This is a genomic window from Pseudonocardia sp. Ae505_Ps2, from assembly GCF_001932425.1.
Lineage (GTDB): Bacteria > Actinomycetota > Actinomycetes > Mycobacteriales > Pseudonocardiaceae > Pseudonocardia.
This window is the reverse complement of sequence record NZ_MCIP01000001.1, coordinates 3557662-3569538: the sequence shown is the minus strand read 5'-3', so window position 1 is coordinate 3569538 and position 11877 is coordinate 3557662. Positions and strand designations below refer to the sequence as shown.

The window sequence follows — 11877 nt, the reverse complement described above, 5'->3', positions numbered from 1 at the left end:
GGTTGACGACGGCGGCGTCGGGTACCCCTGGTGCATGGCGAACAGCATCAAGGACGAGGAGATGTACGAGCGCCTCCGCGAGGAGGGCAACTCCAAGGAGAAGTCCGCACGGATCGCGAACGCCGCGGCGGCGCAGGGGCGCGACACCGTCGGGCGGCGCGGCGGCGAGCACGGCGACTACGAGAACCAGACCCGCGACGAGCTCTACGCCCAGGCGCAGAAGGTCGGCATCGAGGGCCGCTCGGACATGACCAAGGACGAGCTGATCGAGGCCCTGCGGAAGCACTGACCGGCGGCCTGGCAGTGTCGCGGGCATGAGCCGCCGCCACGACCACGACGCCGGGGGCGACCCCGAGACCCTCGCCCGCAAGGCGGAGCTGCGCGAGGAGGTCTGGACCGCGCTGACCGAGCAGAAGGTTTCCCGGTTCCCGGGTGCGCGGAACCGGATCTCGAACTTCGTCGGTGCGGAGGCCGCGGCCCGGCGGCTGCGCGAGCTGGACGTCTGGCGTGCCGCGCGCACCGTGAAGTCCAACCCGGACTCCGCACAGCTCCCGGTGCGGCAGTACGCGCTGGAGGACGGCAAGACCGTCTACATGGCCGTCCCCAGGCTGGCCGAGGACGACCCCTTCTTCCTCCTCGACCCCGACCACCTGGCCGACCCGCCGCGCCGGGCCGTGTCGATCAAGAATGCCACCCGGTCGGCCCGCCGCGTCGCCGTCGACGAGCTGGAGCCGGTGGACATCGTGGTCACCGGCTGTGTGGCGGTCGGCGCGGACGGAGCGCGGCTGGGCAAGGGCGGCGGGTTCGCCGACCTCGAGTTCGCGCTGGCCCGCGCGGCCGGGCTGATCTCCGACGACACCCTCGTCGTCACCACCGTGCACGAGCTCCAGCTCCGCGACGCCGGGGTGGTCCCGTGGGCCGACCACGACGCGCCGGTCGACCTCGTCGTCACCCCGGACCGCGTCGTCGACTGCCGGCAGCACCGGCGCCGGCGCCCCGAGGGCGGCATCGTGTGGAGCTCCCTGACCGAGGACAAGATCGCGGCCATTCCGCTGCTGGGACGGCTGCGCGAGGAGGCACGCGCATGAGGATCGTCTGCGAGCGCGGGGACATCACCGAGGCCCGCGTCGACGCCGTCGTCAACGCCGCCAACTCCGGCCTCCGCGGTGGGGGCGGGGTCGACGGCGCCATCCACCGTCGCGGCGGGCCCGCGATCCTGGCCGAGTGCGAGCGGCTGCGCGCCACGGAGCTCCCCGACGGGCTCCCCACCGGCCAGGCCGTCGCGACGACCGCCGGGAACCTGCCCGCCCGCTGGGTGATCCACACCGTCGGCCCGGTGTACGCGAAGCGCGAGGACCGGTCGGCGCTGCTGGCGAGCGCCTACCGCGAGTCGCTGCGGGTCGCCGACGAGCTCGGCGCCCGGACGGTCGCGTTCCCCGCCGTCTCGGCCGGGGTCTACGGGTGGCCGCTCGACGACGCCGCCCGGATCGCCGTCGCCACTGTCCGGGAGGTCGCCGACGCGGGCACCGCGGTGGCCGAGGTCCGGTTCGTCCTGTTCAGCGACGACGTCCTCGCCGCCTTCGAGACCGCCCTAGGCTGACCCCATGATCACCGTGAACGGCCACACCCCGCAGGTCCACGAGCAGGCCTGGGTGGCGCCCGGCGCCGTGCTGGCCGGCGAGGTGAGCGTCGGCGCGGAGACCGGGATCTGGTACACCTGCGTGGTCCGGGCCGACCTCGCCCCGATCACCCTCGGCGCCCGCACGAACGTCCAGGACGGCTCGGTCCTGCACGCCGACCCCGGCTTCCCCACGACCATCGGCGACGGCGTCACCATCGGCCACCGCGCGGTCGTGCACGGCTGCACGGTGGCCGACGACGTGCTGATCGGCATGGGCGCGGTGCTCATGAACGGGGTGCACGTCGGCGCCGGGTCGCTGATCGCCGCGGGGGCGGTGCTCACCCAGGGCACGGTCGTGCCGCCCGGGTCGCTGGTCGCCGGGGTCCCGGGGAAGGTGCGTCGTGAGCTCGGCGAGGCCGAACGGGACTCGATCCCGCTGTCGGCCGCCGCCTACGTCCACCTGCTGGGGCTGCACCGCGACGCGAACACCTGACCCACCGACCGGACCCGGCCGCCGGGACCAGGAACGGGCAGTCAGCCGAGGTCAGCGGCGGGTCAGGCGTCCGGCGAGGGTCGCGACGCCGTCCCCGGTCAGCCGGTCCAGCACGGCAGGGCGCCCGCACACGGCCAGCAGCACGTCGATCGCTCGTCCCCGCACCTGCGCGCCCTGCCCCGCGTCGAACCTGGCGTCGTCGGCGACGAACCGCAGGCCGGCCACCCGGTGCTTCGTGGTGAACCCGGGCGGGACCCTCCCGACCACGAAGTTGAGCGCGACGCACACGTCGGCGGGGTCGGGGTCGAACGGCAGCCCGAGCGGGACCACGACGTCGCCGGTGTGCACGATCGCGTCGGTCATCGGGCCCCGCGTCCCGATGCCCGGCGGGGCGACGGAGCTGTCGGCCCGCTCGCGCAGGACCGCGACCAGCTCCTCGACCGGGCGGGTGGCCTCCCGCCGCGCGGCCCGGTCGACCGCCCGGTCCAGGTTCCCCCGTGCCCACAGCACCTGGGCCAGGAACGACGGGATCGTCGTGGTCAACGCGGACACCAGGTGCCCGGCGACGGTCCGCACGTCCCACCCGGCGCACAGGCTCGGTGCCGCGAGCTGCGTCGCGTCGAGCGAGGACACCAGGTCGGCGAACGCACGACGATGGCGTGCGGAGATCTCGACGACGGCGGCGTCGGACAGGTCGGAGGTGGTCACCGCCGCGAGCGTAGGGCAGGTCAGACCCGGCCGTGGAAGGCGCGGATGTGCGCCTCGATCCGGTCCGCCGCCAGCGTCGGGTCGCCGTCGGCGAGGGCCGCGTGGATCTCCCGGTGCTCGGCCCGCAGCCGCTCGCGCAGTGCGGGCCAGTCCCCCTGGGACTGCATCGCCTCGAGCAACATCCCGCGCACCGACTCCCGGATCGCCCGGGTCAGCTCCCCCACCAGCCGGTTCCCGGCGGCCGCGGCGATGGCGACGTGGAAGGCGATGTCGGCGTCACTGAACGCGACCGGATCGAGATCGGCGTCCATGACGTCCAGCGCGGCCGCCCATTCCAGCAGGTCCGACGCCGAACGCCGGCGCGCGGCGAGCCCGGCGGAGAACCGTTCGAGCATGACCCGGGCCTCGGTGACGTCGTCGACCGGGAACGAGTCCACCGCCAGGTGCAGGGCCAGGACCCGGCCGAGCGCCCGCGCCGGGGCCGGCACGACGACCGTCCCGGAGTCGGCGCCGGTGCCCACCTGCGAGCGGATCACGCCCTGGGCCTGCAGCACCCGCAGCGCCTCGCGGACCGCCTGGCGGGAGGCACCCAGCGTCGCGGCGAGCTCGCGCTCCGGCGGGAGCCGGTCCCCCGGGCGCCACTCGCCGCTCGTCAGGCGCTCCTCGACGTGGGCGAGCACCATCTCGTAGGCGGCGGGAACAGGCACGTCGTCCTCCTGCTTGTGTGTGGTCCGACCATACCGTTACCTTGGTCGGACCACACCCTCCGTCCCACCACGTCACCGGAGGCGCCATGCCGATCCCACCGCCCCGCGTCGGCCTCATGGTCACGTGTCTGAACGACGCCCTGTTCCCGGACACCGGCCGGGCCGTCGTGTCCCTGCTGCGCCGGCTCGGCGTCGACGTCGACTTCCCCGCAGCCCAGACCTGCTGCGGCCAACCGATGGTCAACACCGGCTACCTCGACGAGGCCGTCCCGCTCGTCCGCAACCACCTCGACGCCTTCGCCGGCTACGACGCCGTCCTCGCACCGTCCGGCTCCTGCGCGGGTTCGGTGCGCCACCAGCACGGCCTCGTCGCGCGCCGCTCCGGCGATCCTGGCCTGGTCCGTGGTGTGGAGGCGGCACCGCCGGTCTACGAGCTGAGCGAGTACCTGGTCGACGTGCTCGGCGTCGTCGACGTCGGGGCCTACTTCCCGCACCGCGTCACCTACCACCCGACCTGCCACTCGCTGAGGATGCTCGGGGTCGGCGACCGGCCGACCCGGCTGCTGCGCGCGGTCCGCGGGCTGACCCTGCTCGACCTGCCGGGCGCGGCCGAGTGCTGCGGGTTCGGCGGGACGTTCGCGGTGAAGAACTCCGAGACCTCGATCGCGATGGGCAATGACAAGGCCCGCCACGTCCGGTCGACCGGCGCCGAGGTGCTCGTCGCCGGGGACAACTCCTGTCTGATGCACGTCGGGGGGCTGCTGTCGCGGCAGCGGTCGGGGATGCGGGTCATGCACCTGGCCGAGGTGCTGGCGCAGACCGAGCCAGTGGTCGCCGGGGACGACCGGGCGGGCGACGAGCGCTCCGTCGGCAGCCGTGTCGATGCGCGTTCCGCGGAACTGCGCGCCGGAGGGGTGGCCCGGTGAGCGGCACCTTCCTCGGCACCCCGTCGTTCCCGACCGCGGCGAAGCACGCGCTGGAGGACTCGCAGCTGCGCCGCAACCTCGCGCACGCGACGGGGGTCATCCGCACCAAGCGGGCCGGCGTCGTCGGCGAGGTCGACGACTGGGAGCAGCTGAGGCTGGCCGGTGAGGCGATCAAGAACCGGGTGCTGCGGCACCTGCCCGACTACCTGGAGCAGCTGGAACGCTCACTCACCGCGGCCGGGGCCACTGTACACTGGGCGCGTGACGCCGCCGAGGCCAACGCCGTCGTCGTCGACATCGCGCGGCGCCACGGCACCGACGAGGTCGTGAAGGTCAAGTCGATGGCCACCCAGGAGATCGACCTCAACTCGGCGCTGGAGGCCGCGGGCATCCATGCCTGGGAGACCGACCTGGCCGAGCTGATCGTGCAGCTCGGCGACGACCTGCCCAGCCACATCCTGGTCCCGGCGATCCACCGCAACCGCGCGGAGATCCGGGAGATCTTCCTGCGCGAGATGGGCCGCGCCGGACGCGCCGCGCCCGCGGACCTGACCGACGAGCCGAAGCGCCTCGCCGCCGCCGCCCGGGAGCACCTGCGGGAGAAGTTCCTGCGGGCGAAGGTGGCGGTGTCGGGAGCGAACTTCGCCGTCGCCGAGACCGGGACGCTCACCGTCGTCGAGTCCGAGGGCAACGGCCGGATGTGCCTGACCCTGCCCGAGGTGCTGGTGTCGGTGGTCGGGATCGAGAAGGTCCTGCCCACCTTCCAGGACCTGGACGTGATGCTGGCGCTGCTGCCCCGGTCCTCGACCGGCGAGCGGATGAACCCCTACACCTCCACCTGGACCGGGGTCACTCCCGGCGACGGGCCGCAGGAGGTGCACGTGGTGCTGCTGGACAACGGCCGCACCGACGTGCTCGCCGACCCGACCGGGCGGCAGGCGCTGCGCTGCATCCGCTGCTCGGCCTGCCTGAACGTGTGCCCGGTCTACGAGCGCACCGGCGGGCACGCCTACGGCTCGGTCTACCCGGGCCCGATCGGCGCGATCCTCACCCCGCAGCTGCGCGGGGTGGGCAGCGACCCGCAGACCGACTCGCTGCCCTACGCCTCCAGCCTGTGCGGGGCGTGCTTCGAGGTCTGCCCGGTCCGCATCGACATCCCCGAGGTGCTGGTGCACCTGCGCGCCGAGGTCGTCGACGCGCACCAGCGGGCGAGCCGGGTGCCCTCGGTGCAGGACGTCGCGATGCGGGCGGCGTCGTGGACGCTGTCCTCGGCGACGCGGACCGGTGCGGCGGAGAAAGCGGCCGGGCTCGGGGGTCGGCTGGTCGCGCGGCTGGGACGCACCACCCCCGGCGGGCGGACCGTGCTGGGCGCGGTCCCCGGTCCGGCGAGCCCGTGGGCGGACTCGCGCGACGTCCCGGTGCCGGCGGAGGAGTCGTTCCGGGAGTGGTGGAAGCGGACGGACGGCGGTCGGAGCCGGACCATCAACACCGACGGCGGCCGGAGCCGGACCATCGACACCGACGGCGATCGGAGCCGGAGCGACGACACCGACGGCGGCCGGGACGGGGGCGGGACATGAGCGCGCGCAAGGCGATCCTGGCGAAGGCCCGGCGGGCCCTGTCCGACGTCCCCGACGTCGAGCCGGTGCTCGACGTCGAGGTGGTCCGCCCGGTGCCCGACCGGTCACTGTCGCACGCGCAGGTCGTGGACCTGTTCGACGAGCGGGTCGCGGACTACCGCGCCGTCGTCGAGCGGGCGGGCCCGGACACCGCGGCGGCGCGGGTCGCCGGCGCGCTGGCGGGCCGGACCCCGCTCGCGGGCTCCGGTCCGCTGCGGATCCTGGTGCCACCGGGCTTCCCGGCCGGGCTGGTTCCCGCCGACGTCGAGGTCGTCACCGACGGGCCGGGCGTCGCGGTGGCCGAGCTGGACCGGTGTGACGGGGTGCTGTCGACGGCCGCCATCGGCGTCGCCGAGACCGGCACGATCATCCTCGACCACGGACCGGGCCAGGGCCGCCGCGCCGCGACCCTGGTCCCCGACCTGCACGTCTGCGTGATCCGCGCCGACCAGATCGTGGCCGGGGTGCCGGAGGCGGTGGCGGCGCTGGACCCGGTGCGGCCGCACACCTGGATCAGTGGACCGAGCGCGACCAGCGACATCGAGCTGGACCGGGTCGAGGGCGTGCACGGGCCGCGGACACTGCACGTGGTGATCGTCGGGGACTGACCCCTCGTCGGGTCCACCGGCCAGGTGGCCCGGCGTCGGGGTGGGGATCCGGAAACGTGATCGTGACACCGGAAGGGCTATCGCGGCCGTCCGGACGGCCGTACGGTCGCCGGCAATGTATACAACGGTTCGACTCGCGGTGGTGCTGCTCGGTGCCCTGCTGCTGACCGGCTGCATCGCCGTGCAGCCGGTACTGCCGGCACCACCGCGTCCGGTGGTCCCCGGCGCGGCCGTCTCCCCCGGCACCCCGGTCCGCGACGGCGGTGACCTGGTCATGGGGCTGTCCAACGAACCCGACCGCCTGGACCCGACCACGTCGTCCTCGCTCTACACGCGCTACGTCATGAGCTCGATCTGCGAGAAGCTCTACGACATCGACGCCGAGGGCACGGTGCTCCTCCAGCTCGCGACCGCGCTGCCGACGGTCAGCGCCGACGGCCGCTCGGTGGAGATCACCGTGCGGGACGGGGTCCGGTTCGCCGACGGCACCCCGCTCGACGCCGCCGCGGTCGTCACCACGCTGCGCCGCCACCTCACGCTGCCGGACTCGAGCCGCCGTTCCGAGCTCGGCCCCGTCGCGGGCATCGACGCGACCGGACCGCGCACGGTGCGGATCCGCTACGAGCGACCGTTCGCGCCGCTGACGGCGTCGTTGGCCGACCGTGCGGGCATGATCATGTCCCCGACCGCGCTGGCCCGGCCCGGCGTCGAGTTCTCCTCCGACCCGGTCTGCGTCGGACCGTTCCGCTTCGCCGAGCGCATCCCGCAGACCTCGATCACCGTCGTGCGGGACCCGCTCTACTACGCCGCCGACGAGGTCCACCTGGACTCGATCACCTACCGGATCATGAACGACGCCAACATCCGGGCGGCGAACCTGCGCAGCGGAGACGTCGACGTGGCCGACACGATCTCCCCGCAGGACGTCGACGCGCTGTCCCGCGAGACCGACGTGCGTGTCCTGCAGATCCCCTCGCTCGGGTACCAGGCGATGACGGTCAACATCGGCAACACCGCCGGCACCGGGAACCCGCCGGGGCGCATCGACACCCCACTGGCGCGCGACGCGCGCGTGCGACGGGCGCTCGCCCTGTCGGTGGACCGGACCGTGCTGGTCAACGCGGTGTTCAACAACTGGTACGAGCCCGCCTGCTCGCCGATCCCGCCGGGGAGCACCTACGCGAGCCCGGCGAGCGACGCCTGCCCGCCCTACGACCCGGAGGAGTCCCGCAGGCTGTTGGCCAGTGCCGGTGCCCCGGTGCCGTACCCGGTGACGATGAAGGTCTCCAACTCCCCGGACACGCTGCGGCTGGCCCAGGCGCTGCAGGCCGCGGTCGCCCAGGGCGGGTTCGCGATCACCGTGGAGCCGGTCGAGTACTCCACGCTGCTCGACGTCCAGGACCGTGGCGACTTCGACCTGCTGCAGCTGGGCTGGTCGGGCCGGGTGGACCCGCACGGCAACATCGCCTCGTTCCTCACCACCGGGGCGGGCAGCAACTACTCCGGCTACTCCGACGCAGGCGTCGACGAGCTGATCCGCCGGGCCGCGGCGACGATCGACCCGGCCGCCCGGGCGGCCCTCTACGGACAGGTCGTGGAACGGGTGCAGCGCGACAACCCGATCATCTACCTGTACCGCCTGCGGAACCTCACGGCGCACTCCGCGGACGTCGTCGGCGTGCAGACCTTCGCCGACGGCGTCGTGCGGCTGAGCCGGGCCGCGTTCGTCGACGGCGAGGTGGGCTGATGCTGCGCTACCTGGCGGTGCGGGCCGGGCAGGGCCTGGTCACCCTGCTGCTGGCCTCGGTGGTCGTGTTCGCCGGCGTCCGGGCGCTGCCCGGCGACCCGGCGCTGGCGCTGGCCGGGGAGGAGGCGACACCGGAGACCGTCGCCGCGATCCGCGACCGGCTCGGCCTGGACGGGTCGCTGGTCGAGCAGTACCTGCGGTTCCTGGGCAGCGCGCTGACCGGGGACCTGGGCGAGTCGACCCGGACCGGGACGCCGGTGACCGAGCTGATCGCCGCGACACTGCCGGTCACGGCGTGGCTGTCGCTGTACGCGATCGTCGTCGCCGTCGTCGCCGGGATCGCCGCCGGGACGCTGGCCGCGGTGTACCGCGGACGCGGGGTGGACGCGGCCGTCAGCGGGCTGTCGCTGGTCTCGCTGTCGGTGCCGAACTTCTGGCTCGGACTGCTGGCGATCCTCTACCTCGCGGTCGGGCTCGGGCTGTTCCCCGCCTCGGGCTACGTCGCCGTCACCGAGGACCCGCTGCGCGCGCTGTGGCACCTCACCCTGCCCGCGCTGATCCTCGGGACGGGGCTCGCCGCCATCGTGATGCGCCAGACCCGTGCATCCATGGTGGACACCCTGACCGCCGACTTCGTGCGCACCGCGCGGGCGAAGGGAGTGTCCCGTGGCGCCGTGGTGCTGCGGCACGCCCTGCGCAACAGCCTGCTCGTGGTCCTGACGATCGTCGGCCTGCAGCTGGGCGGGCTCGTGTCCGGCGCCGTCGTCACCGAGCGGATCTTCGGGCTGCCCGGCTTCGGGAAGCTCACGCTCGACTCGGTCTTCACCCGGGACTACCCGGTGATCCAGGGAGTGGTGCTCGTCGTGACGCTCGCCTACATCGTCATCAACCTGGCGGTCGACGTCCTCTACTCGGTCGTGGACCCGCGGGTCCGGGTCGAGGGGAGGTCGCGATGACCGCCGTCGAACCCGTCGGGCCCCAGCCGACCGCGCCGTCCGGCGGCCGGGTGCTCGCCGCGTTCCTGCGGAGCCGCTCCGGGCTCGTCGGCGGGGTGCTGCTCGTCCTGGTCGTGCTGGCCGCGCTGCTCGCCCCGGTCCTCGCGCCCCACTCCCCCGGCGCGGTGCACTTCGAGACCCCGTTCCAGCTGCCGCGCACCGTCGGGTTCCCGCTGGGCACCGACGACCTGGGCCGCGACGTGCTGTCCCGGATCCTGTACGGCACCCGGGCGTCGTTGCAGGTGGGACTGCTCGCCGTCGCGCTGGCCGTGCTGGTGGGCACGCCGCTGGGGCTCGCCGCCGGATGGTGGCGGGCGGCCGACGTCGTGGTGTCGAGGCTGACCGACCTGACCCTGGCGTTCCCGTTCCTGATCGTCGCGGTGGGACTGGCCGCGATCCACGGCGCGAGCCTGAGCGGCGCGGCGATCGCGCTCGGTGTGGCACAGGTGCCGACGATGATCCGCGTCGTGCGCGCGGAGACGCTGCGGCTGCGGGAACGGGAGTTCGTGCTGGCGGCGAAGACGATGAACGCCTCGGGCCCGCGGGTCCTGCTGACCCACGTCCTGCCCAACGCGGCGTCCTCGGTGATCGTGCAGGCGACCGTGATCATGCCGGTGGCGGTGATCGGCGAGGCGCTGCTGTCGTTTCTCGGCCTCGGGATCCAGCCACCGGAACCGAGCCTGGGCATCATGCTGTCCGACGCCCAGCAGTACCTCTACCGGGCTCCGTGGTCGGCGGTGTTCCCCGGCCTCGCGATCCTGCTGATCTGCCTGGCGTTCAACCTCGTCGGCGACGCGCTGCGCGACGCCCTGTCCCCGGGGGCACGACAGTGAGCGCGCTGCTGGAGCTGCGCGGTCTGCGGGTGGGTTACGCCGACTCCCGCGGCATCGTCACCGACGTGCTGCACGGGGTCGACCTCGCGGTCGGTCGCGGGGAGAAGGTCGCCGTGGTCGGCGGGTCCGGGTCCGGGAAGTCGACGGCCGCGGCGGCCGCGCTCGGCCTGCTGCCGGGGACCGGGCGGGTGACCGGCGGGCGGATCCTCTTCGACGGCGAGGACCTCACCACCGCCGGGGAGGCCCGGCTGCGGGCACTGCGCGGGGCGCGAATCGGTCTCGTCCCGCAGGACCCCATGTCCAACCTGAACCCGGTGCACCGGGTCGGGGCGCAGATCGCCGAGGCCCTGACGACCCACCGGCTGGCGCGCGGCCGGGCGGCGCGGGACCGGGCCGTGGAGCTGATGGCCGAGGCCGGGATCCCGGATCCCGCGCGCCGGGCGCGGCAGTACCCGCACGAGTTCTCGGGAGGCATGCGGCAGCGGGTGCTGATCGCGATGGCGCTCGCCGCGGAGCCGGACCTGCTGCTGGCCGACGAGCCGACCTCGGCCCTCGACGTCACGGTGCAGCGGCGGATCCTCGACCACCTCGCCGGGCTGACCGACGCCCGCGGCACGGCGATGCTGCTCATCACCCACGACCTCGCGCTGGCCGCCGAGCGCGCCGACCGGGTGGTGGTCATGCACGAGGGCCACGTCGTCGAGACCGGGCCGGCCGAGCGCATCCTGACCCGGCCCGACGACGACTACACCCGCCGTCTGGTCGCCGCGGCACCCGCGATCGGCGGTGGGTCCCGCGCCGCCGAGCCACCCGCGCCGCCGCGACCGGTGCTCGAGGTGACCGGCCTGGTCCGCGAGTTCCGGGTGCGCGGCTCCCGTGAACGGGTCCGCGCCGTCGACGACGTGTCGTTCACCGTCGACGCCGGCACCACCACCGCCCTCGTCGGGGAGTCCGGGTCGGGCAAGACGACGACCGCGCGGATCGTCCTCGGGCTGGACCGGCCGACGGCGGGCACCGTGACCGTGGCGGGGACCGATCCGTTCCGCTCGTCACGACGGGACCGGGCGATGGTGCGCCGCACCATGCAGCCGGTGTTCCAGGACCCCTACGGCTCGCTGGACCCCACGTCCACGGTCGCCCGGATCGTCGACGAGCCCTTGCGGGTGCTGCGGATCGGGGACACCGCGTCGCGGCGCGACCGGGTCGCCGAGCTCCTGGACCAGGTGGCCCTGCCGTCGGGGGTGACAGCACGTCGCCCGGACGAGCTGTCCGGCGGCCAGCGGCAGCGGGTCGCGATCGCCAGGGCGCTGGCCGCCCGGCCGCAGCTCGTCGTGTGCGACGAGGCCGTCTCCGCCCTGGACGTGCTGGTGCAGGAGCAGATCCTGGAGCTGCTGACCGGCCTGCAACGCGACCTGGGGGTCTCGTTGCTGTTCATCACCCACGATCTCGCGGTCGTGCGCCAGGTCGCCCACCGCGTCGTGGTGCTGCGCGCGGGCGCCGTGGTCGAGCAGGGCCCGACCGCACGCGTGGTCGACACCCCCGCGCAGGACTACACCCGCGAGCTGCTCGCCGCGATCCCCGGGCGCGACGTCGGCGCCACCCCCTGACGACCGGACGGGG

General features: G+C 74.1%; 13 protein-coding genes. 11 read left to right on the top strand and 2 right to left on the bottom strand.

The features are described from left to right. Positions 1–34: 34 nt before the first annotated feature. Genes Ae505Ps2_RS17150 through Ae505Ps2_RS17135 form a run of 4 tightly spaced genes read left to right on the top strand, consistent with a single transcriptional unit; the run spans position 35 to position 2114 of the window. Positions 35–289: a Rho termination factor N-terminal domain-containing protein gene (locus Ae505Ps2_RS17150; RefSeq protein ID WP_075306889.1), complete on the top strand. Its 255-nt coding sequence runs from the start codon at positions 35–37 to the stop codon at positions 287–289. Positions 290–314: 25 nt separating this feature from the next. Then, positions 315–1088, top strand: a complete 774-nt coding sequence (locus Ae505Ps2_RS17145) for a 5-formyltetrahydrofolate cyclo-ligase (protein WP_083695830.1) — start codon at positions 315–317, stop codon at positions 1086–1088. Next, on the top strand, positions 1085–1600 hold the full coding sequence (locus tag Ae505Ps2_RS17140; RefSeq protein ID WP_075306891.1) for an O-acetyl-ADP-ribose deacetylase: 516 nt from the start codon (positions 1085–1087) through the stop codon (positions 1598–1600). Before Ae505Ps2_RS17145 ends, Ae505Ps2_RS17140 begins: the two co-directional genes overlap by 4 nt. 4 nt (positions 1601–1604) lie before the next feature. Then, a complete protein-coding gene (locus Ae505Ps2_RS17135) occupies positions 1605–2114 on the top strand; it encodes a gamma carbonic anhydrase family protein (protein WP_075306893.1) in 510 nt (169 codons plus the stop codon). Between the two features lie 51 nt (positions 2115–2165). Here Ae505Ps2_RS17135 and Ae505Ps2_RS17130 read toward each other — a convergent pair whose 3' ends face one another. Continuing rightward, positions 2166–2822 carry a maleylpyruvate isomerase family mycothiol-dependent enzyme gene (locus Ae505Ps2_RS17130; protein WP_212567643.1) on the bottom strand — a complete coding sequence of 219 codons (657 nt, stop codon included), beginning with the start codon at positions 2820–2822 and terminating at the stop codon, positions 2166–2168. A gap of 20 nt (positions 2823–2842) precedes the next feature. Then, complete coding sequence (locus tag Ae505Ps2_RS17125) at positions 2843–3529, bottom strand: FCD domain-containing protein (protein ID WP_075306895.1); 687 nt, start codon at positions 3527–3529, stop codon at positions 2843–2845. An 86-nt stretch (positions 3530–3615) separates the two neighbouring features. Between Ae505Ps2_RS17125 and Ae505Ps2_RS17120 the strand changes: the two genes are divergently transcribed. From Ae505Ps2_RS17120 to Ae505Ps2_RS17090, 7 genes are all read left to right on the top strand, one after another. After that, positions 3616–4455: a (Fe-S)-binding protein gene (locus tag Ae505Ps2_RS17120; RefSeq protein ID WP_020627885.1), complete on the top strand. Its 840-nt coding sequence runs from the start codon at positions 3616–3618 to the stop codon at positions 4453–4455. After that, entirely contained in the window at positions 4452–6035 is a 1584-nt protein-coding gene (locus tag Ae505Ps2_RS17115; RefSeq protein ID WP_170917052.1) for a lactate utilization protein B, read from the top strand. Before Ae505Ps2_RS17120 ends, Ae505Ps2_RS17115 begins: the two co-directional genes overlap by 4 nt. Continuing rightward, positions 6032–6682, top strand: a complete 651-nt coding sequence (locus tag Ae505Ps2_RS17110) for an LUD domain-containing protein (RefSeq protein ID WP_075553769.1) — start codon at positions 6032–6034, stop codon at positions 6680–6682. The genes Ae505Ps2_RS17115 and Ae505Ps2_RS17110 overlap by 4 nt, the downstream gene beginning before the upstream one ends. Positions 6683–6797: 115 nt before the next feature. Further along, positions 6798–8429 carry an ABC transporter substrate-binding protein gene (locus Ae505Ps2_RS17105; protein ID WP_075306897.1) on the top strand — a complete coding sequence of 544 codons (1632 nt, stop codon included), beginning with the start codon at positions 6798–6800 and terminating at the stop codon, positions 8427–8429. Next, the gene (locus Ae505Ps2_RS17100; RefSeq protein WP_075553768.1) at positions 8429–9385 is read left to right on the top strand and encodes an ABC transporter permease; all 957 of its coding nucleotides are present in this window, start codon (positions 8429–8431) and stop codon (positions 9383–9385) included. Before Ae505Ps2_RS17105 ends, Ae505Ps2_RS17100 begins: the two co-directional genes overlap by 1 nt. Then, a complete protein-coding gene (locus Ae505Ps2_RS32630; protein WP_075306899.1) occupies positions 9382–10257 on the top strand; it encodes an ABC transporter permease in 876 nt (291 codons plus the stop codon). Before Ae505Ps2_RS17100 ends, Ae505Ps2_RS32630 begins: the two co-directional genes overlap by 4 nt. Beyond that, positions 10254–11864, top strand: a complete 1611-nt coding sequence (locus Ae505Ps2_RS17090) for an ABC transporter ATP-binding protein (protein WP_075306901.1) — start codon at positions 10254–10256, stop codon at positions 11862–11864. Before Ae505Ps2_RS32630 ends, Ae505Ps2_RS17090 begins: the two co-directional genes overlap by 4 nt. Positions 11865–11877: the final 13 nt, after the last annotated feature.